General features: G+C 65.4%; 17 protein-coding genes. 7 read left to right on the forward strand and 10 right to left on the reverse strand.

Going from position 1 to position 21994, the window contains the following annotated elements:
- Position 1 precedes the first annotated feature (1 nt).
- Positions 2-346, forward strand: a complete 345-nt coding sequence (locus tag P12x_RS23310; protein WP_435007339.1) for a hypothetical protein — start codon at positions 2-4, stop codon at positions 344-346.
- 371 nt (positions 347-717) lie between these two features.
- Here the strand turns inward: P12x_RS23310 and P12x_RS23315 are convergent, their stop codons facing one another.
- The 7 genes from P12x_RS23315 to P12x_RS23345 all read right to left on the reverse strand — a co-directional run bounded on the left by P12x_RS23315 (position 718) and on the right by P12x_RS23345 (position 5234).
- Complete coding sequence (locus P12x_RS23315; RefSeq protein WP_435007340.1) at positions 718-1008, reverse strand: hypothetical protein; 291 nt, start codon at positions 1006-1008, stop codon at positions 718-720.
- Positions 1009-1560: 552 nt separating this feature from the next.
- Complete coding sequence (locus P12x_RS23320; RefSeq protein ID WP_435007341.1) at positions 1561-1755, reverse strand: hypothetical protein; 195 nt, start codon at positions 1753-1755, stop codon at positions 1561-1563.
- 75 nt (positions 1756-1830) lie between these two features.
- The gene (locus tag P12x_RS23325) at positions 1831-2313 is read right to left on the reverse strand and encodes a hypothetical protein (protein WP_435007342.1); all 483 of its coding nucleotides are present in this window, start codon (positions 2311-2313) and stop codon (positions 1831-1833) included.
- Between the two features lie 312 nt (positions 2314-2625).
- A complete protein-coding gene (locus tag P12x_RS23330) occupies positions 2626-2835 on the reverse strand; it encodes a hypothetical protein (RefSeq protein WP_435007344.1) in 210 nt (69 codons plus the stop codon).
- Positions 2836-3018: 183 nt separating this feature from the next.
- On the reverse strand, positions 3019-3750 hold the full coding sequence (locus tag P12x_RS23335; protein WP_435007345.1) for a hypothetical protein: 732 nt from the start codon (positions 3748-3750) through the stop codon (positions 3019-3021).
- Between the two features lie 560 nt (positions 3751-4310).
- Positions 4311-4475, reverse strand: a complete 165-nt coding sequence (locus P12x_RS23340) for a hypothetical protein (RefSeq protein WP_435007346.1) — start codon at positions 4473-4475, stop codon at positions 4311-4313.
- A 330-nt stretch (positions 4476-4805) separates the two neighbouring features.
- Positions 4806-5234, reverse strand: a complete 429-nt coding sequence (locus P12x_RS23345) for a TIGR03067 domain-containing protein (protein WP_435007347.1) — start codon at positions 5232-5234, stop codon at positions 4806-4808.
- Positions 5235-5591: 357 nt separating this feature from the next.
- On the opposite strand from P12x_RS23345, the gene P12x_RS23350 reads away from it, so the two are divergent.
- The 6 genes from P12x_RS23350 (at position 5592) to purH (ending at position 16313) form a co-directional block, all read left to right on the forward strand.
- Positions 5592-6611, forward strand: a complete 1020-nt coding sequence (locus P12x_RS23350) for a PhoH family protein (RefSeq protein ID WP_435007348.1) — start codon at positions 5592-5594, stop codon at positions 6609-6611.
- Positions 6612-6758: 147 nt separating this feature from the next.
- Positions 6759-8999 carry an HD family phosphohydrolase gene (locus P12x_RS23355; RefSeq protein ID WP_435007349.1) on the forward strand — a complete coding sequence of 747 codons (2241 nt, stop codon included), beginning with the start codon at positions 6759-6761 and terminating at the stop codon, positions 8997-8999.
- Positions 8999-9541 (forward strand): rRNA maturation RNase YbeY, encoded by a 543-nt coding sequence (gene ybeY / locus P12x_RS23360; protein ID WP_435007350.1) that lies wholly within the window; start codon positions 8999-9001, stop codon positions 9539-9541. The genes P12x_RS23355 and ybeY overlap by 1 nt, the downstream gene beginning before the upstream one ends.
- A complete protein-coding gene (locus P12x_RS23365) occupies positions 9529-10800 on the forward strand; it encodes a hemolysin family protein (protein ID WP_435007351.1) in 1272 nt (423 codons plus the stop codon). The genes ybeY and P12x_RS23365 overlap by 13 nt, the downstream gene beginning before the upstream one ends.
- Before the next feature lie 167 nt (positions 10801-10967).
- Positions 10968-14543: a HEAT repeat domain-containing protein gene (locus tag P12x_RS23370; RefSeq protein ID WP_435007352.1), complete on the forward strand. Its 3576-nt coding sequence runs from the start codon at positions 10968-10970 to the stop codon at positions 14541-14543.
- Positions 14544-14720: 177 nt separating this feature from the next.
- Positions 14721-16313: a bifunctional phosphoribosylaminoimidazolecarboxamide formyltransferase/IMP cyclohydrolase gene (purH, locus tag P12x_RS23375; RefSeq protein WP_435007354.1), complete on the forward strand. Its 1593-nt coding sequence runs from the start codon at positions 14721-14723 to the stop codon at positions 16311-16313.
- Between the two features lie 107 nt (positions 16314-16420).
- On the opposite strand, the gene P12x_RS23380 is transcribed toward purH, so the two are convergent.
- From P12x_RS23380 to P12x_RS23390, 3 genes are all read right to left on the reverse strand, one after another.
- Entirely contained in the window at positions 16421-19063 is a 2643-nt protein-coding gene (locus P12x_RS23380; protein WP_435007355.1) for a hypothetical protein, read from the reverse strand.
- A 223-nt stretch (positions 19064-19286) separates the two neighbouring features.
- Positions 19287-20531, reverse strand: coding sequence for a DUF1501 domain-containing protein (locus P12x_RS23385; RefSeq protein WP_435007356.1), 1245 nt, complete (start codon positions 20529-20531; stop codon positions 19287-19289).
- 80 nt (positions 20532-20611) lie between these two features.
- A complete protein-coding gene (locus tag P12x_RS23390; RefSeq protein WP_435007357.1) occupies positions 20612-21982 on the reverse strand; it encodes a DUF1800 domain-containing protein in 1371 nt (456 codons plus the stop codon).
- Positions 21983-21994 lie beyond the last annotated feature (12 nt).

The raw sequence follows: 21994 nt of genomic DNA on the forward strand, positions 1-21994 counted from the left end.
GATGTGGCTTCTGGCCTGTAGCGGACCCGGCGCATTCGCGAGGATCGCGGCGAACGAGGCGATTGCCCATCATTTCGCGATCATCACCGGGGTCCTCGCCCTGACCTCCCTGAGGATTGGGCTCCACCAATCCCGGATGATCCTCCCGGGGATTTGCTGGTTCCTGATGCTCCTGCATCCCGCCTGGACCATCAGTGCCAGACAGGGGGATTGCGGAGGCCAGAAGGCTGGAGGGGCGATCCTGTTCGCCCTGGCGACGCTGGTGATCGTAATCATCCAGGCAACCCGGTTTCTGGTCGAAGATCGGCGGCGACGAAAGCCGCCGATCGCGGATGACCTGGCCTGAGCCGGCCCCCTACCCTCCCTGATCGCGACGCTCCGAGGCGAAACGGTAGCCGCCCGCCGGGCGACGTAGAAGGGAGCAAGGTCCCCCTCCGATGCTTGACCGTGGTGGGGCATGCTCCCCTCAACAGGGATTCAAGCGAGCCCATAAGAGCGAGTTTCTGAAGATCATCACGGCTTCATCGAACTGGGGCAAGCGATTGTCAGTTTTCGTTCATATGGTGCATCCGGCTTGTCCCTTGACGCCGGGCCGAAGCAACAATTGGCTGCCGCGTTACACGTTGCGAATCTCGCCCTACTAGCCCAACTTGCCGGATGCACCACATACTTCAATCGTTACACATTGAGGGCCGGTCGGTACAACGTCGAATCTGATCAAGGTTTATGATCTATCTCGCATCCCGGGTACTTCCGGCGGATTTCCGCCTCTCCCTTGTTCGTTACGCCGGTGCGTCCAACCCGAATCACTTTCAGCCTCAGACGAGGTGGCAATGCCTCGATCGCACGATCCGTCACCTTGGTATCTCGAAGGTCTAAGTCCGTGATGTTCATCAGCAGGGCGAAGTGTTCGGCCAACGCCTCGATGTCCGCGTCAACGATCGGAGTGGATGGATTGTAACCGGGGCACGCAGGTCCCAACGAGACGCGAACGGGATCGTAGAACATCCTCTCGTTTCCACCTAAGAGTAGGACCAACGCCCGATACCACGAGGGCCCGGAGATCGAGAACCCATACCCCCCATGTCTTCGATCGATGGCCTCGATCGCTGCTTGATGGCCCACCAGCCGAGCGCGGAGGGCGGCCGCCATTCCCAGGCAGAGACCGAGGACTGCGATTAGGATGAGGAGGGCCCTCAAGCTCCAGCGTGGCAACTTCACGAGGATACCTCCTCATCGGACGAATCTGGGTTGTTAAGCGCGTCCATAACTCGAATCGATGCGCCCGAAGGAACTCGTTTCGCCTCAGGCGGTATCCGAATGAGCGTCCAACCTGGAGAGAACCGCGCGGTATCTGTGGGCAAGGACCCCATAGCTATCGCCGATCTCGTCGCTGCCGAAACCGAACCGGTCGAAGTCCCGGAGGAGTCCGACTACACCCTAGCGAATGATCGACGCGACCGGGGCGACCGAGGCCGGCTCGTAATCCAGACGGAACTCGATCAGGCCGCAGAACGAGTTCACCGCCTCGAGGTCGCTGTCCGCCTGCTCGCTCAAGATCTAATCGATGTCGGCGGGCAAGTAGAAGGCAAATGCCCTGGGGCCCATCCGCATGAGGTCCTCCTGGTAGGCCAGGAAGTTGTCGCGGAATAGCTCCCTCGCCTGCCTCAGATCCTTGCCGAGAAAACGCCTGACGGCAGCCCGCTCGTCGAGGGAGTCGAAGACGTTGATCTCCTCGGCGCTGGGCAGCCGCATGGCCCGCTACTGTCTCAAATGGTCGATACTTCAGCCGTTCCATACTCGCGGCGTGTCGAGTCCGCTTGTCCGCGGTCATCGGTCGAAGCGGCGATATTGTTTCCAGGCGATGTACGTGCGGGCTTCGTCCTTGCCGCGAGAGATGACCAGGGTCGTCGAGGCATCGCTCGTGTTGATGATCACCGTATGCAGAGCGAACGGCCTGCCCTCGGAGTCGTCGCTGAAGGCCACCGAACGCCCGCCGGCAACGGGAGGCCCGGGCTTGCTGCCGTCGGCCTTCTTCGCGGGCGAGAGCTTGGCCCTGTAGTAGCCCAGGACCTCCTCGACGGGCGCATCGGTCGTCATGACGGTCCTGCTGACCGTCGACGGCACGGTGCGGTCGCCCTTGGCATCGACGGTCTCCCCGTCGGACGCCTGGGTGGCGGTCAGCGCCGAGCCGGGGTATTGCCACTCGGCGATCGTCTGCAGTAGGGATCGCGGTTCGTCCGCCGCAGGGGTCGCGGTACGAGCGGGAGAGCAGGCGAACAAGACAAGGACGAGACCCACGACGCGTTGCATTTCGGTCCTCCCGGTGGTGCCTGTAGGGTGCTCATCTTGATACCACGCAGCCCTCTACCGGCTCTTAGGATGATTTCCTTCGACCGCGCCGTCCAACGAAGAAGGGACGGACGAGAAGGCGAATCGTAACACGCCCGGAGCCCCCATCATCCTGCCCGGCAGCCCCGAAGTTCAGGACCGACCCTCGAAGGCCGGGAGAGAGGTGGACGAAGCCGGGCAAGGAAGGCGAACAACCCCCATTCCGTCAAATCCCACTTCTAGAACACCCAACGCGCTAGTCGTCGCTCATAAACGAGACGTGACGATTGGTCGTTAGCGCGACGACCATTTGGAGACCAGATATCCGATCGCCGCGAGTATGCAACCGAAGATCAGCCCCGACAAGAGTCGGTAGAAATCCCCGGCGATCGTGTTCGGGAACCGGCTGTTGGTGAAGTAGACGAGGATTGGCAGACCGACGATCACGAAAGCCAGTGGCAGATGGGATTGCCACGTCGACCCGCTCCCCGGCAAGGACGCCATCGTACCCCTTTGGAAAACGTGTTTCATCGATCAAAGTTGCCATTCGGTCTGGCTCTGCCGGCTGCTGAGGATCGGCCTCTGGGAGGTAGGAGGTATCAGTGACGGCAGTCACCCGGCTCGGCTGTTGCCTTGACGACTACTGCCCCGCATCGATTGGGCCAGCCACGGCCCGCAAGCTGACGCCTAGCGTCCCTCACGACGCGGAGGCATCACGCAGAGACGCGCTGATAAGGGCCTCCCGTGCCGCCGGTGGCGGATCAGACAGCCGCCAAGCAGCACGCCGAAGGCCGTCAGGACCGTCGGCTCGGGCGTGGCCACGGGCGGACTGAGCGAGAAGCCCACCTCTACTCGCTGCTGGTACGGGCGTCCCGTAGACGAGGCTCCCAGGGAGACCCGCTCGGGGTGCTTGATCAAGTCGAGGAGCTCGGACGGCAGGGGTTCATTGGCGTCTCGATAAGGAGTGACCGAACCCTCCAGGAACGTTCCACTCAGGCCAACATGGGCGTTGAAAGGCGCTCCACCCCAACCATACGCTCCCTGCGCCGTGCCGGTCAGGGTGACGTCCTCGGGATGGCTGTTGGAATGCCAGCCCCAGTTCCGAGGATCGGCGACCTCGCTCGGCGTCGGGACGGCGAAGCCGATCCGCATCGGCACGGAAAACTTCGTTTCCGGCTGATAGGGCGTGGGGTTTGGTTCCGGGATGGACGCCGGGATGGAGACCCCTCGCGGGACCAGCGAGCTGGCGCTCGTGACGAAATAAGAACTCACCCTCGCGTCGGCCGGGATGTCGATGATGCGGCCCTGCATGCTGTCCTGGACGACAATCCGGACCCAGAGCGGCGAGGCGTGTGCTACCGAACCGCTCAGAGCCCCCGCGATCATCATCAATAGTGGCCAGACCCGGAAGCGGTCCATGATTTCCCTCCGTGTGCATGCGAGACGATCGCAGAACGATCCTTGATCGGTGGCCCGGAAGATCTTCGATCGGACGCATACGGTCAAGGGGAATCGATGGTGGCGCGGGGGCCGCCTCGTGGTCCGGGCGGTGAACCGAGTCGCGTACTTGGTGACCGGGCTGTCGATTCCAAAAACTGCCCCATCCTCCTCACCAGCGACTCGTCCTCGGCGTAACCGTTTATGGAGGTAGCCCCTGGAGTTGCCGATACCAAACGGTTATGTCGTTGACATGGATGTCGTGCTGCCACTTCCTCCGGAGATCTGGGAAAAGACCCAGCCTGAGGTGAGGGACGGGGTCCGAGCATCGGTGCTCGTCTTCGAGCGGCGGATCGCCGCGTTGGAGGCCGACTGATGTTCGAGCGGGGGGGGTCAGGCAAGCGGGTCGAGGGCGGACGATCCGGCGTTGGCGAGCCGCTGAACAGGGGACGATCGGCCCGACCTGATCGAACGAGTACGAATTCCTTCAGTCGTGCCCGGTGAGCTATACTCAAAGCGTCACAACTGTTCGGGCTCGGCAGTCAGAAGCTGATCGTGAAGAAGTGGTTTGGGTATGGACCGACGCTCAGGAAGGCGTTGTGGTCGTGCAACCATCTCCAGGCCAGGAACATTGACACTCCCAGGGCCGAGAGCGCGACTGAGATCATCATCGAGCGGATGGTGAAGCGGGGTCGCGGCCATCGCATCGGCTCGTCCTCGGGACCTGCTGTCAACTGTGCCTCTACTCCACCCGTTCCAACTTCGACTCGACGTAAGTCTTGAAACGATGGATCAGAAACCGCCGTTCTGAATCGGGTATTGACCCGTTACAACTTTGACGATCGTCACTCCATCTATTTTAGCCGGCCCGACGACAGCCCTCTACTCCCTCCAGGACGGCCTGGTCAAGCCAGGCCCGACAGTTCGACCTCGGCCTGTCGGTGGTCCTGAAGGCCCTCCAGGTCGGCCACGTCGAGGCGGCCCGGAGCAAGGGGAGACATCCCATTGCCCCGGGCGTACTGGCCAGAGATCGGCGATCAGTCCTTATCCTTGGACAGGGTCACGACGATCTTCTCGTAACCCTCGGTCTCGAACTTGCTCGGCCGCTCGCCCTGGGGGGCGAAGCAGAAGACGAACTTCTCGCCGTCCAGCTTGTAGATGCCGAGCGAGGTCTGGCCCTTGGCGTCTTCGGGGCCTTCCTCGATCTTGAAGTCGATGGTCTTGTTCGGCTTGGCCTCGGCGTCGAGCTTCAGGGTCATCTCGTAGGTCCGGCTCGGGGCGACCACCTTCAGCTTCTTGCCCTCGACGGTGTAGGTGATCTTGTCGCCATTTTCCGAGTTCATCGACCACTTGCCCTGGATGGCCTTGAGGTCGCCGTCAATCTTGTCTTCGGCGCCCCGGAGGGTGGCCGCGGGGACGATCAGGGCGGCCAGTGCCACCCCCAGCCAAACGCGTCGGGTCAACATCGGGTCTCGCTCCCTCGGTTCGATTTCGAAATGAGATGTGGGGACGATCGGGGATAGGCGGCCACAATCTAGGCAATCTCCAATGGATCGACAAGTGTCTCGGCCCGGACGACTCGCCCGGCTTGGCTCCGATTGGCTTTCGGATCGCCTCCCCGAGACAAAATCGAGGAGGAGCGCGAACCTCGAACCCTCGTCGATCGTACTGAAGTGTTCAGAATCTCGTTTTGGGCCGGCAAGCGACGTTGCGTTTTTTCGCGATGTGTCTCAAGATAGTATAAGTGTTGAGAGGCCGGCCTGGAACTTGGTTGCATTGTCGCGCGACTTTCGCGCGAAACCGAGTCCGTCGAAAGGCAGGGCATGCCGGAAGTCACGATCTCGCTCGACAGCCATGACGAAGAATTGGCTGTCTTCGGCAGCCGCGATCAGTTCCTTCGTCAGGTCCGCGACGCTTTCGGCGTGAAAGTCGTCGCTCGCCATGGGGAAGTCCGGGTCGAAGGGGAAACAGGCCGGGTCGAGATGGCCCGCCAGGTTTTCGAGGAATTAAAGGCATGGCACCGGAAGCGTCGGACGGCCTCGGCCGGAGACGTGGCCGACCTGATCGAATCGCGAAGCCGACTCGAATCCGACGATCGGAACGGGTCGGTCGAGATCCGCGAGGGGAACCGGGTCGTCCGGGCCAGGACCGAAGGGCAGGCCCGCTACCTCACCTGCCTCCGCGATCACGAGCTAGTCTTCTGCATCGGACCGGCCGGAACCGGGAAAACCTACCTGGCCGTGGCGATGGCCGTGGCCGAGTTGAGGAAGGGTAAGATCAAGAAAATCGTCCTGGTCCGACCGGCCGTCGAGGCCGGGGAACACCTGGGATTCCTCCCCGGCGACCTGGAAGCCAAGATCAACCCCTACCTCCGCCCCCTGCTGGATGCCCTCCACGACCTGATGGACTACGACCAGATTCGCCGCTACATGGGCAACGACCTGATCGAGATCGCGCCGCTGGCGTACATGCGCGGTCGTACGCTCAACGATGCGGTGATAATTCTCGACGAGGGGCAGAATGCCACCGTCCCGCAGATGAAGATGTTCCTGACCCGAATGGGCCAGAACGCCCGGATCGTCGTGACCGGAGACACCAGCCAGGTCGACCTCCCGCCGGAAACGGTGAGCGGGCTGGCCGACGCGGTGGAACGGCTCCGCGACGTCCCCGGGATCGGTATCACCAAACTCGACCGGTCGGACATCGTTCGCCATCCGCTGGTCCAGGCCATCGTCAACGCCTACGAGGAGACCGAGCCGTCCCGGCGGGTCGAGCTGGAGATCCCACTTCGGGAAGTCGCCAGTTCTCCCCTGCCCGAGGTCGGCCTACCCGCCTTGGAGTGAGGCGGGCCTCCGGCCCCGAGTTTGCCCCGGACCGACCGGTCGGGGGTGGATGAAGCGGTTCGGCGGGAGTCACGCCCACGTGGGCGTGGCACACTCCGGCACGGGACGGGCCTCGGGCCCGTTGACCGCGCGTGATCGAGACCTTCCATGAGCCTTGGTAAACGACGCCCCAAACTCTCCCGGGCCCAACTCCGGCCTTCCAACCCGATCGCCCTCCAGCAGGGAAGGCTGGCTCGTCAGCGCGACCGACTCGCCCGGCTGGGCGTCGTCGGCTTCGCGATCCTGGTGACCGCCGCGATCGTCCACGGTCCGGGGCCTTACTTCCCCTACCGACTCGGCCAGAAGCCCGAGCGCGAGATCCGCGTCAAGGTCGATAAGTTCCAGCGGCGGAACATGGTCCGGACCCTCTCCGAGCGTCAGGCCAAGGCCGACCAGGTCCCGCCGTCGATGGTGAATGACCCCGCGCCGATCCGCGACCTGGCCGACCGCCTCGGCGACCTGGTCGACGCCGTCGCCAAGGCCCCGAAATTCGATCTCGTCCCCGAGTCCTTCCGGGGCCAGTGGAAACTGACCCCCGACTCGTTCGACGACATTCGCGAGGCCAGCGACACCCCGGAACGCCACGAGGATCTCAAGCGGAGGATCGCCAAGGCCTTCGAGCCCCTGATCCGCGACGGAGTGCTGGGACCTGACATCCTCCCCCGCCACGAGGAGACCAGCCGGACCCTTTCGGTCCACATGGTGGGGCGGCCCACCTCCGAGTCGCGCCTGGTCTCGCGCGACCGGGTGATGAGCGAGCGGCTGGACAAGCCCGAAGGTCCGGTCGGAAAGGACTTCATCGCCTCGTTCAACCCGCCCGCGCTGGGGAACAGCCTGTTCGCCCTGATCGCCGGCCGACTGGCCGCACGCCCCACGCTTTCCTTCGAGGAGGCCTATACCAACAACCTCCGCGAAGTCGCGCGAAACTCGGTCGATGACGTCTTCGAGACGTATCCCAAGGGGGAGCAGATCGTCGAGCAGGGCAAGGAGATCCAGGAGGAGCAACTCCTCCTGCTCCGGGCCGAGCACGAGGCCGCCAACGCCCAGCGGACCTGGGGCCAGCGGCTCCGCCGAGCCGGTTCGGTCCTGGTCCTCTCGGCCGCGATGTTCGCGCTCATCGGTTATTACATCTATCGACACGAGCCCAGGATCGCGGGCGACCTCCGGCGGATCGCGATGATCTGCACGCTCTCGGTCGTCGCGCTCGGGGTCGCCCGGCTCCTGGCCATCCAGCCCTGGAATGCCGAACTGGCCCCGGTCGCGATCGCGGCGATGATCCTGGCGATCGCTTATAACCCCCACTTCGCGCTGATGGTGACCTTCGGCCTGAGCGTGCTGACGACCGTGGCGATGAACGCCGGGATCGGCCACTTCCTGGTCCTGATGGGAGGGACCTCGGTCGGCGTGCTCTGCCTGCACGAGGTCCGGACTCGGACCAAGCTCATCAAGGTCGGTGCCCTCTGTGCCCTGGGCTATGCCGTCCTGACCTGGGCGACCGGACTCTGGCTGGAGCAGCCGATCCGGCTGGTGAGGGACGACAGCCTCTGGAGGGCCGGCTGGGGCCTGATGTCCGGGTTCTTCCTCGGGGGCCTCCTGCCGTTCGTCGAGACCGGATTCGGGATCATCACCGGGATCAGCCTCCTGGAGCTGGGCGATATCGCCCACCCGCTCCTTCAGGAGTTGGTCCGACGGGCCCCGGGCACGCACAACCACTCGGTCGCCGTCGGAACCATCGCCGAGGCCGCTGCGGAGCGGATCGGGGCGAACACCCTGCTGGTCCGGATCGGGGCCTATTTCCACGACATCGGCAAGATGCTCAAGCCCCACTACTTCATCGAGAACCAGGCCGGGGCGACCAATCGCCACGCCAATCTGGCCCCCGCGATGAGCACCCTGATCATCATCGGCCACGTCAAGGACGGCGTCGATCTGGGACGCCAGCATCACCTGCCCGAGCCGATCATCGACCTGATCGAGCAGCACCACGGGACGACCCTGGTCGAGTACTTCTTCAACGAGGCCACCAAGCGGAGTGGTTCCAGCAACGACGGCACGACCGTCCTCGAAGGGGCCTTCCGCTATCCCGGCCCCAAGCCGCAATCCAAGGAGGCGGGCATCCTGATGGTCTCCGACGCCGTCGAGAGTGCCAGCCGGACCCTCTCCGAACCCACCCCCGCGCGGATCGAAGGGCTGGTCCGCGACCTGATCAACAAGCGTTTGCACGACGGACAATTCGATGAGTGCGGCCTGACCCTTCGCGAGATCTCCGAGATCCGCGAGAGCCTGATCAAGTCACTCATCGGCATCTACCACGGCCGGGTCAAGTATCCGGAGCAACGGACCGCCTGATGGAGACCGATCGAATCGCCACCCCGACAATGGCCCCCCCGGCCGAGATCCTGGTCGAGATCAGCGACAACCAGTCGCATCTCGCCGCCGACCACGACTTCCTCTCCGGCCTGATCCGCCGGGCCCTGATCCTCCGAGGGGTCGGGCAAGCCTCGATCTCGCTGGCCCTGGTGGACGACGCCACCATCCGGTCGATCAACGCCCGCCACCTGGGGCACGACTACCCGACCGACGTGATCAGCTTCGAGCTCTCCGAGCCGGAAGACTCCGAGCTGTCGGGCGAACTCGTGGTCTCAACCGAGATGGCCGCCGCGACCGCCGCCGACGCCGGGACCGACCCCCGGGCCGAGTTGGCCCTGTACGTGGTCCACGGATTGCTGCACCTCTGCGGGCTCGACGATTCCGACCCGGAATCCGAGGCCGAGATGCGTCGTTCCGAGGAGCAGATCCTCTCTTCCGAGGGCCTGATCAATACATTCCCCCTGGTCGGCCCAGGCTCGGGCGACCTCGAAGGGCGGGAGGGGCAGAGTTGGCCGCGTTGAACCTGGCCGGAGCCATGGGGCTTGGCCTCGCTTTGCTGTCCACCCAGGCGGTGTTGGTTGCCCTGGGTCGGGCACTCCGGACCTATTCCCGGAGCCGATTGGAGGAAGTCTGCGAAGCCCACGGCCGGCCCGGACGGGCCGACGTGATCGCCCACGACGATGAGTCGACCGAGAGGGCCGCCGAATCGCTGGCGGTCGTCGTCGGCTTGACCTTCGCCGCGCTCTCGGCGCTGGCGGCCCGCTCGATGATCACCTGGGTTGCCTTCGAGGTGGTCCTGCTGTTGGCGATCGGCCTGGCGGTCCTGATCCACCTGGCGGCCAACGTCATCGGGAGAGTCTGGGCCGAGACCCTGATCGACTCGCTCTGGCCGATCGCCGGCCTGGTCCGAGCCGCCGCGATCCCGCTGACCTCGGCCGCCAAGCTCGCCGAGATGCTGGCCTATCGACTCGCCGGGCCGGACGATGCGCCGCCCCGACCGGCGAGCGTCGAGGTCGAATTCCAGCCCGACCCCGACGATCCCGAGGACGTCGAGACCGACCTCCCCGAATCGACCCGATCGATCCTGGAACATGTCGTGGCGCTGACACGCCGCGACGTCTCCGAGATCATGACCCCCGCCTCGTCGATGACCGTCCTGCCGTCCAGCACCTCAGCCCGGCAGGCCGCGAATACCTTCCGCGACTCGGGCCTGAGCCGGATCCCGATGTTCGGCGAGAACCGCGACGACATCCTCGGCATCCTCTTCGCCAAGGACCTGTTCCCGCTGATGACCGAGTCGCCCGACCCCGACGCCATCGCGCCGAGGAAGTTGGTCCGGCCCGCCTATTTCATCCCCGAGACCAAGAACGCCAACGACCTGATGAACGAGCTGAGGGCCCAGCGGAGCCAGATCGCCATCGTCCTCGACGAGTACGGCGGGGTCGCCGGCCTGGTCACGCTGGAAGATCTCCTGGAGGAGCTGGTCGGCCCGATCGACGACGAGCACGACGTCCCCACCCCCGACGACCCCGTCGAGCCCCTGGGAGGCTCGCGCTACGAGGTCGATGCGGCCGTGCCGCTCGAAGACCTCAACGAACGGCTGGGCCTGAGACTCCCGACCGATGGCGACTTCCAGACCATCGGGGGCTATGCCTTCCACGCCCTGGGCCGGGTCCCCGAACCTGGCGAATCGTTCCGCGCCAACGGCGTCGAGGTCACCGTCGTCCTGGTCGTCGATCACTCGATCCGCAAGATTCAGCTGGAGTTGGTCCCGGCCTGATCGGGAGACCTTCGTCGGGGACGATCGCCCGAATCCTACTCGACGAGTCTCGATCGCCGAGACATTCAGACTCCTTGAATAACCCTAGATCGGAGAACGTCGATCTTACGGCTGTTCTCCGATCATTCCTCGCGCACGCTTAGGGATCGCGACGGGAGAGTCCCTCGATGTCCCAACGGGCCGGGCACGCACCTACCAACTTCCTGATCTCGATCCTGGCCGTGGCTCTCCTGTCCCCGGTCGGATCGGCGCAAGGTCCTCTGAAGCCGGAAAGTGACCCGGCCGTAGCGATCGAATTGTGGAGTCATGGCGATCACCCGGCACGAATTCGGGCACTTCGCAAACTCTGCCGGTCGGCCGACGTTGATGCCTCGGTCGTCCCCCTGTTGATCCCGGGGCTGTCCGATCCCGACCCGAGAATCCGAGCCGGAACCGCCGACGTCCTCCGACGAATCGGCCAACCTGCTCGCCAGGCGGCTCCCGCTCTCTTGAACGCACTCGATGACCCGGATCGCGATGTTCGCGATTCGGTCGCGTTGGCCCTCGCCGCGACGGACCCGGACCCGAAGCGTCTGATCCCGTCATTCGTCTCCCATCTCAAGGCCAGGACGGATCGATATGCTGCCTCGGCCATGAAGGCCCTGGAGGAAATTGGCGAGCCGGTCATCCCCGCGATCATCGAGATCTTGAACGGCGAAAATCCCGCCTCACGTCGTCATGCCTGCGAAGCCCTGGTGCGGATCGGCCCCTCGGCGAGGCTCGCCATCCCCGCCCTGATCGAAGCCTTGAAACGCCCCGACGATTGGACCCGTGACGCTGCCATCGGGACTCTGGGGCAAATCGGTCCCGATGCGGTCGGACCCCTCACGCGTGCCCTGGAAGATCGAGATCCGAAGGTCCGAGGTGGCGCGGCCCGGGCACTCGAACATTTAGGCCCTCAGGCCGCGAACGCCGCACCCGCCTTGATCCGGTCCCTGCTCGCACCGGGGCCGATCGACGAACCGGCACCGGCTCGCGAGTCGGACAACGAGGGTTGGAGAAGGGATGGCGAACCCCGTCCGGCAGGATCCTACGCCGTCCTTCGCGCCATCGGCGAGCCCGCAGTCCCGGTGTTGCTGGGTCAGCTCGATCGTCCCGAGATCGAGGCCCGGATCGTCGCCTTGAGGGCGATCGGCTTCCTCGGCGGCGACGCGAAGGGAACTGTCCCCCGACTGACGACGCTCCTGTCAGACCCGAAATTGCGAGCCGAGGCCGCCTCGGCTCTTGGAGGGATCGGCCCATCCGCCCGTCCGGCAATACCCGTCCTGATCACCGCCCTGAAGGATCCCATTCCCGCCTTTCGATCCCGAGTCGCCGAGACGCTGGGCCGGATCGGTTGGTGCGGCCGGATGAGACCCTACGTTTACGAAACCGCGGCCCAGTCTGCGATCGATCCATTGATCTCCGCTTTGCAGGATCCCGATCCGAGCGTCCGGGCCGCCGTGGCCAGAGCGCTAGAAGACATCGGCGATGAGGCTTCGGCCGCCCTTCCCCGTCTTCTGGTATTGCTCGGCGACCCATCGGCTGATGTCCGTCTCGCCTGCTTGAGGGCCCTCCCTCGACTCGGCGTGGTCCAGTGTCCCGAGGTCGGAACATTTCTCGGACTCTTGAAGGACTCCGACCCAAGAGTTCGGCTGGCCTCGGCAAAACTCTTCGGCAATATCGACCTGGGTTCGGATCCTGTGATCTCGGGCCTGCTAGACGCGCTGGACGATCCGAACGCGGACGTGCGGGCCGAGGTGGCCCTCAAGCTGTCATCCGCCAACGATCGGGAAAGTAGGCTGGAGGACGTCGAACGGCAGAGGGAAGCGAGCCGCCTCACGCTGGCCCGATCCCCCAACGCCGGGGATACGCTCCGGAAGGCACTTGCCGACTCCGATCCTCGCGTGAGAGCCCAGGTGGTTGCAACCCTGTCCCTCTTCCCGAAGGAAGCGGTCGATTCGGTGCCACTCATCACCGCCCGTCTCAAGGATATGGACGTGCGGGTCCGCCTGGCCGCCGCGGTTGCGCTGGGGCAATTCAGTGCCGATGCCTCCTCCGCCGAGGCCGATCTTAGCAGTGTCCTGAGTGATTTCGAGGGACTGAACGTTAACGACTTCGACGTCTCGTCGAAGGCAGCTCAGGCCCTGCGGGCGATCGGACCGGAGGCGGAGGCTCGGATGATCGACCGCCTGTTCGTCCTGCTCGCCAGCCCGGAGGAAAAAGTTCGCCGCCACGTCGCCGATACGCTCCAGCACCTGGGAGAGAAGATATCGGCCCGCCTCTACCAGGCCATGGTCGACCCGAAATCGCCGAGACTGGTAAAGGCCGAGGTCCTGCACATCCTCGCGGAACGGCACGGGGTTGGAATCATGAATGAGGGCGATTCGTTGGGCGATTTCCCGGGGCTTATGCCGAATATCCCCGAGGCACTTCTTACCTTGCACGAGTTGATTCACGATGCCGATTTCGAGGTCCGCGTCGACGCCCGCAGCCTCTTGGCGACCCTTCAGCGAGGCGGCGAGGAGGCGGCGCGAACGCTTCTGGATGCCGCACGCGCGGAGGACTCGTTGCGATACTGGGATGTCGAGTCGCTTGCGGAGGCACTATCACCGTCAACGATGAATCTGATGGTGGAGGCGTTGAAGGATTCGGACGAACGGGTCCGGGATGCTGCCTCGATGACACTCGCAGCACTCGCCGAAAAGCTGCCGAGGCCAGACGAGGATTCCGATGACGAACCGCTCGAACCGGCCGAGGCCGAGGCTCGCTCGCGAGGTCTACGCCTCCGAGTCGATGCCGCCGATGCGTTAGTCCCGCTCCTGAAAGATTCCGACCTCCAGGTTCGATGGAACGCAACCTGGGCTCTTTATGTCCTGGGTGCGAGCGAGAAGGCCGTCGGCGGGCTCGTCGAGATGGCCGGCGAGGGGACGACCCGCATGCCGCCCGGGACCCAGGTCCGGCTCGCCTCGTTGCTCGGCAGCGGAAACAGCAACTATTGCGAGTATCCTTCGGATGGAGAGTTCCTACGACTGGGGGCAATTCAAGCACTCGGCGGTTTCGGAGACCTGGCGGCCCCTGCGGTCCCGATGCTCATCGAAGCGTTGAGGGATCAAGACTTGAAAATCCGAAGCTACGCCGCCGGGGTCCTTGCGGAAATCGGGCCGAAGGCTGATGCAGCCATCCCGGAACTGATCCCGCTGCTTCTCTCGAAGGATCGAGGCGAGAGGGTCCCCGGAACGTTGAATACCATCGCGGTCATATTCCGACCCGATCGCCTGGCGGTCGCGGCGGCGAAGGCTCTCGGAAGGATCGGGCGGGATTCTCGCGAGGCGATCGATGCCCTCGCGAAGGCCCTCGACGACACCGATCAGCCGATGCGTTCCGTCGTCGCCCAGGCCCTGGGCGACATCGGACCCAAGGCGGCCCCGGCGATTCCTGCGCTCATCGAAGCCCTGGGCGATCAGGATTTGTCCGTCGCCGAGCAAGCGGTGTGGGCCCTCGAACGGATCGGAGCCGCATCGGTTCCGGCCCTGATCGAGGCGATCCTTCGACCCGAGCTCGACCTTCGTCGCCGGGCGATCGAGACGCTCGGCGAGATCGGACCTGACGCGGTGGCGGCTCGACCCGGGTTGATCCGTGCCCGGATGGACCCGGATCCCGAGATCCGATCGGCGGCCACTCAAGCCCTCGATCTCATCAACGAGCCCGCTCCTCCCGACTGATTGAAGCTTGCTCGAAAGGGCGGGACTTGGCGGATCGACGCCGAGCGATCCCGTCAATTCGACTGGTTTCTCGCGGATCGAATCCGTAACGTATTGGGTCTTCGATCTTTTTTCGACATCGAAGCGGCAGAGGGCGGGTCGTCCCGCCCTCGTTCGCTTCCGGGGAGCAGGCCGATTATGGACGACATCGTCCCGGTCCGTCGGGCGTTGTTGAGCGTCTCGGACAAGCGTGGTTTGATCGAACTGGCGAAGGCTTTGGCCGCTCGCGGGGTCCACCTGATGGCCAGCGGCGGGACCCGGACCGCGCTCGCCGACGCGGGGCTGGACGTGACCGAGGTCTCGGCTTATACCGGCCAGCCCGAGATCCTCGGAGGCCGGGTCAAGACGCTCCACCCCAAGCTCCACGGCGGGATCCTCGCGCGTCGGGAAGTCCCCGGGGACCTCGAGGCCCTGGAAGCCCAGGGGATCGAGCCGATCGACCTCGTGGTCGTGAACCTCTATCCCTTCGAGGAGACCGTGTCCCGGGCCGGGGTCACCTTCGAGGAGGCGGTCGAGAACATCGACATCGGCGGGCCGAGCCTGATCCGAGGGGCGGCCAAGAACCATGCCCACGTCGCCGTGGCCACATCGCCCGACCAGTATCCCGAGTTGATCGCCCAGCTCGAATCCCGGGGGGGGACGACGCTGGCCTATCGGAAGTCGCTCGCGCTGGCCGTCTTCGAGCAGTCGGCCCGCTATGATCGGGCGATCGCGGATTACCTGAGCCAGGCCGAGGCGGGGGATTCCCCCGAAACCTTCCCCTCCAGCCTCGGCCCCCGCTTCGAACGGCGGTCGGTCCTCCGCTACGGCGAGAACCCCCACCAGCGGGCCGCCTTCTACGTCGAGCCGGGGAACACGGGCCCGAACCTGGCCAACGCCGGGATCCTCCACGGCAAGGAACTCTCCTATAACAACCTGCTCGACCTCGATAGCGCCCTCCGCCTGATCCGGCTGTTCGACCAGCCGGCCTCGACGATCCTGAAGCACAACAACCCCTGCGGCGCGGCCGAGGCCGACACGCTGGCAGAGGCGTTCGAGCTGTCCTACGAAGGGGATCCGGTCAGCGCCTTCGGGGGGATCGTCGGGCTGAACCGACCGGTCGACCTCGCGACCGCCGAGCGGATCTGCACCCCCGGACGGTTCATCGAGGCGATCGTCGCCCCCGACTTCGAGCCCGAGGCCTTCCAGCTCCTGACCACCAAGCCCACCTGGAAGAACAGCGTCCGACTGATCGCGCTGGGCGCCCCGATCGGGCCGGGGACCCCTCCCGCCTCCGGCTTCGACCTCCGGCGGATCGAGGGGGGGCTGCTGGTCCAGGACTGGGACACGATGGAGCCGGACCCCTCGGCCGGCAAGGTCGCCTCGAAGCGTCAGCCGACCGACGCCGAGCGGGCCTCGCTCGGGTTCGCCTGGCGGATCTGCCAGTCGGTGAAGTCCAACGCGATCGTCGTGGTCCAGGGCCGACAACTCATCGGCGTCGGCGCGGGGCAGATGAGCCGGCTCGACTCGGTCCGGATCGCGGTCGAGAAGGCGGGAGCCAAGGCCAAGGGGGCCGTCCTGGCCTCCGACGCCTTCTTCCCCTTCCGCGACGGCCCGGACGTCGCCGCCGCCGCCGGGATCACGGCCCTGATCCAGCCCGGCGGCTCCAAGCGGGACGACGAGACCGTGACCGCCTGCAACGATCATGACCTGGCCATGATCCTCACGGGGCGTCGTCACTTCCGCCATTGAGTCGGATCGGAGCGGGATTTCCCGCCGATCATGAATTCGGCCGGGCGCGAGTTTGACTCGCGCCCGGCCGTTCTCGTATTCTGCGATCCCTCGTGGATCGGCACCGATCAACGATGCCCTCCACCATGACCTCCGCCCCCGCCCATGTGGCCACCGCCACCGCCACCGCCCATGTGACCACCGCTGAAGCCTCCGCCGGCGTGACCTCCGCTGAAACCTCCGCCGGCGTGGCCACCGCTGAAGCCTCCGCCCATGTGGCCACCGCTGAAGCCTCCCATGTGCTGGGCTCCTCCACCGCTGAAGCCTCCCATGTGCTGGGCTCCTCCGCCGAATCCGCCCAGATTTTGGGATCCACCGGCCACAGCTGCCCGGTGTGGTATCCCTCCGAGTTGCTGGCCACCACCGGAGAAACCTCCCATCCTGGGAGCCGCTCCCACGCCGAGATTACCGAGTTGCTGCCCACCTCCGGCGAAACCTCCCATCCTGGGAGTCGCTCCCACGCCGGGGTTACCGAGGCGTGAAGCCCCTCCCGGCATCCCGCCGACGTGAGCCATCCCTCCACCGAGCGTATTTCCCCGATGAGGTGCGTTGAAGGCAGAACCTCCCTGATTCGGGGATCCGAAGCCCCCCTGACGGGCCGCGGCCCCGAGATGCTGGGCTCCCAGGTGAGCGGTCGAGGGCCCACCGAGATTCCCTCTCGGATTCTGGTTCAGCCCTCCGCCGAGACGGTTCGGGCCCTGTTGACCGCCACCCAGGTTTCCGAGGTTGCCCCGAAACGCTGCGCCGGTGGAAGGCCCTCCGGCTTGATTCCATCCGAGGTTGCCGCCAACTCGATGGTTCACGTTGGTATTCAGGCCCGGTCGCCCGGCCAGGTTGCGATTGTTGATCCCCCCCGCTTGACCCAGCCCCGAGGTAAAGCTCGGGCGAGCGACATTGTGGGAGACCGCCGTATGATGGGCCCCGTTATAACCGGGATTCCACCGGGCGGTGTTCACGCCAACCCCTCGATTCTGGCCCCCTCCCCCGGTGTTCCCCCGGAATGGATTGGCATAAGGATGCGACGAGGCCGGAGCCATCGGACGGCCTCCGCCATTGTGGGCGAATTGACCGCCGCCCAGCCCGCCCACTCCCCCCTGATGCTGACGGGCCAGGACCGGAGAGTGGAAATTCCCCGATCCCCCCGGACGAGAGTTTCCGCCAGCCCCTCCGTTCCACGGATTCCCCGGCCGACCCTGGGGATGATTCGGGGCGTGGGGATACATTTGGTTGCCCTGATATTGTCCGGCATAGCCACCCTGATGATGACCTCGCCCATATCCCCCATGGCCGCCGTAACCGTAGCCTCCTCGACCGTAACCCCCTCGACCGTAGCCCCAGCCTCCGAGCCCGTAGCCGAATCCGCCAAGGCCGAAGCCGAGGCCACCGAGCCCGAAGCCCCCGTAGTATCCCGGGTAGTAGCCCAGCCCATACCCGTAATAGGGATAGCCACCAAAACCGCCCAGGCCAAGTCCCCCCAACCCGAAGCCCAGACCCGAGCCCCCGTAATAGCCGCCATAAGAGCCCAGGCCGTATCCGTAATAGGGGTAGTAGCTGCCGAACCCGAACGAGATCCTACGCAGGAGTCCTCCCAGGAGCCCCCCCCCGCCGTATCCGTACCCCCCATACCCGCCGTATCCATAACCGCCATAGCCGCCGAATCCGATCGAGCTCGTGTACGCGATGGGCTGGGCCAGGTAGGGATACCCATACGAGCAGGTGTAGGGGTAGTCAAGATAGCCGTAGTACGAGGAGAGATTGCCATAGTTGGCATAGCCGTAGTAACGGCCCGTATTATCGTAATAGTAGCCCGGGTAGCCGTCGTAGTACGAGTTCGGGCGGCCGAGCGCCCCATAGAGCTGGCCGTACTGCTCGGGAGCCACCTGGGTGATCGGCTGGTAGACGGTGCCGGCGGCCTGGTCCTGATCGCTCACCTGGACCGGGGCGAACAGGGTCCCTCGATCCTCGAGGGTCCGATCCCAGTAGCCATCCTGGTAAGTCCAGCCTTCCGACTGTCGGACCCACTGCGCGGGGACCCACGACCAACCCTCCTGGGCCTTCGCCCAGTATCCCTTCTTCCAGAGGACCCCCTCGCCGTCGGGGGCGTAATGGCCCGGGACGTAGAAGTGGCCTTCACCGGGCGAGGCCCCGGGGTCGTCGTCGGGATGCCCGGCGGGTGGCCCTTCCTTCTTCCAGTCGATCCGATCGGTCTGGCGATCGGTCCAGAATCCCGGGATCCGGGTCCATCCCTTGTCTTCCCGCTTCCAGTACCCATTCACCCAGAACCGACCCGGGGGCGGGTTCCGCCAGGTCCCGGTCGTCCAGACATATCCCTGCGAGGCGGGATTCCACTCCCAGTAACCGGGGATCCAGACCGCCTTGTCGCTGGGCGGATCGACGCCCGGACGCTCGTCGATCGGGCCGGGGGGGGCCTTCTCGACATACCGGGGCTCCTGGTCCCGCAGCGGGGACAGGAATGCCTCGTGGAGCGGCCCTTCCGAAGTCGGGCGGATCGCTCTCTGATCCGAAGTCGATCCCGCTTGCAAGTCCGGGAGCAGGGCCTCGGAGGGAGTCGGCGGGAGCGGGACCGAGGACACTCCGGCGGTGGGAGGGTCCAGCGGGGTCAGGTCTTGAGCCTGTATGGCATTGGGGAGGATGGAGCCGCAAAGTGCGACCAATCCCCATCCGTGACGGATAAGACGAGGGCTATTCATGGGAGTCACTCCGCGGAGCGGGAGCCGGACGTGGTCGATGGACTTCTTACCTTCTTTATACGAATGGTGTACCACATCCGAACAGCAGACTCCGATTATTTCGGGAGACGGCCCGGATGGCCTCGAACCCCCGATCGGTCCTCCCTCCTCCGCGTTTCCACTCCCACCAGGAATCTGGCGTCTCATCAGGAAGCTTGCCAGGATTCTCTCGAATGCACCAGGTTCAAGCCGGTCGGAACAGCCCCAAAGGTTCGAAACCTTCGCCCAGGATCGGGACCGCAGGAACACCAAGCCAGTTTTCCAGGATCGAGGCGTAGACGCGCCGGAAGTCGACCCCGTGCTTGAGGTCACCATCGTCGAGATCATCGAAGCTGGGATGAGGCCCGACCAGGCCGGGGTGGGCGACCGGCCCGAGCACGAAGACCGGGGCCGCCGCCCCGTGGTCGGTCCCGTTGGAGGCGTTCTCGGCGACCCGCCGCCCGAACTCGCTGAAGACCAGGACGGCCACCCGATCCCCCTGCCCTGCCGCGTCGAGGTCCCGAGTGAATGCCGCCACCGAGTCCGACAGCTCATTCAGGAGCGCGGAGTGCGCGGCCAGTTGGTTGGCGTGAGTGTCGAAACCGTCCAGGGTCGTGTAATAGATCCGCGTCCCGTACCCCGCCTTGATCACCTTGGCAATCAGTTCGAGACGGCGGGCCAGGCCATAAGCGGGGTAGGTCGGGCCGCCCGGTTTGGGCTTGGCCACCTCTTCGATCCGTCGGCTCGATTCGTAGGCCGCCAGGGTACTCCGACGGAGGAACCCCAGGAGCGGGTCATCGGCCTCCGGTGCCGACCGAGTCTCCTGGCCGACCGCCTCGATCGCCTTCCGGGCCTCGCCGGGGAACTTGAGCCGGTATTCCTCCAGGCTGGCCAGCGAGGGGATCGAAACCTGCTTCGACCTCAAGGCGATCGGGGACGAGCCCGATCCGACGTGGAGGGCCGAAGGGTCGTCGCCGGGGGCGGGCGGTCGGGCATCGACGGCCCGGCCGATCCAGCCGGTCTCCGGCACGCCGGTATCCAACCGGGCCGACTCCCAGATTTCCATCGAGCGGAAGTGGGAGCGGTCGGGGTTGGGATAGCCCACCCCCTGGACCACCGAGAGCCTCCCCGCTTCGAGGAGCTTGGACATCTCGCCCATGGAGGGATGGAGCCCGATCTCCGGGGTGATCTTGTGGACCTGGCCCGCCGCGATCCGCAAGGCCCGACGGCCCCGAGCATAGCCGTCGATCCCGTGCGGGACCACCGTGTTCAGGCCGTCGTTCCCGCCCAGGAGCTGGACGACCACCAGGACCTTTTCCTGGGCCATCCCCCCCGACGCCGCCGCGCGAGCGGTCCGGCCCAGGAATCCGGGGATGGTCGAGGACCCCATCGCCACCAGGGTGCTGGCCGAGAGGGACGAGCGGAGGAAATCGCGTCGATGGGATTTCATGGATAGTCTCACGAGGAAATGGGACCGATCTCCGCACTCCCGCGAAGGAGAGGGGCCGTAAGTCGCCGAGATGGCGAGCCTCAGGCCAGTTGATATTCCGGCGAGGTCAGCACGACCGAGGCCACGTCCGATGGGGTCCTCGTCAGTAGTCGCTCGCGACCTCCCGGATCGAACGCATCCGGAGCCAGGAGGTCGAGCAGGAACTTCGACGCCCCGGCCGGTTCCGCAAAGCCATGACGAGCCGCCAGCGCGGTCGGGTCGGTCCTCCCGCCGAAGTCCCGATCGTCCTTCGAGAGCAATCCCAGCGCGAAGTTGGTCCGGGCGATCAGCGAAGCCGAATTGATCCAGGACGGCCCGCCCTCCCATCCGGCCACGCTGGGCGGGGCATAGAGGGCCTGTCCCATCCTCGAACACGCATCCCCCAACGCATCGGCCGAGACGGTCGGCTTCAAGGCCTCCAGCGACCGGATGGCCCCGATGGTCAGCTCGACCGGGCTCTTCACCCGCTTCCGACGGGTCGCCGGGTCGTGGAACAGGTTCGACCGGAGGATCATCCGGACCGTGGCCTTGATGTCGTAGCCCGACTCCCGGAAGCTCGCGGCCAGCGGGGCGATCAAGGCGTCGGAGGGGGAGTCGACCTCGCTGATGAACTGGCGGAACAGCTTGCGGGCCAGGAACTCGGCGCACGAGGGCTGATCGAGCAGGATGCTGGGGAGGTCGTCGCCCGAGAAGTTCCCGGTCCGGCCCAGGATCGTCTTGACCCCGCCGTCGTGCTGGGCGGGGAGCACGGAGAATCGATCGTTGGTCACGAATCGTCCGGTCAAGGCCCGCGCCGCCTCGCGGATGTCGGACTCGGTGTAGTGCCCCCGGCCCAGGCTGAAAAGCTCCATGACCTCCCGGGCGTAGTTCTCGTTGGGCCTGGCCCGACGGTTGGCGGTCGCGTCCAGCCAGATCAGCATCGCCGGGTCCTTGCCGACCTGATCGAGCAACTCCTTGAAATTCCCCAGCGCGTTCGCCCGGAGCAGGGCGTTCTGCCGCTGCATCGCCGACGGGTTGGAGACCTTGACGATGGAGGTCGCGAAGTGGTCGTGCCAGAACAGGGTCATCCGCTCCAGGAGCGGCCGGGGGGTGTGGATCATCCGGTAGAGCCAGATCCCCCGGAGCCGCCTCGGGTCGGCCGACGATCCGAGCCGGGAACCCATCGCGTCGAGGAAGGCCGCGAACTCCGAGGCCGACTGGCCGTCGCCGCCGGTCGGCTCTCCTTCGATTAGCAGGTCGACCGAGGCGGCGGGGCCTTCGGACAGGTCGCGGGTCAGGATCTTCCAGGGGGCTCCGAAGCCCGCCCTCCGATGGAGATGGGCCACGCTCGACAGGTCCCAGGGCCGATCCGGGCCGGGCTCGAAGCTCGACCAGGCTCGGGCGGGTTCATTCCTCAGGTCGGTCGGTCGCATGGTCGGCCACCT

Source organism: Tundrisphaera lichenicola (assembly GCF_051175385.1).
Taxonomy (GTDB): domain Bacteria; phylum Planctomycetota; class Planctomycetia; order Isosphaerales; family Isosphaeraceae; genus Tundrisphaera; species Tundrisphaera lichenicola.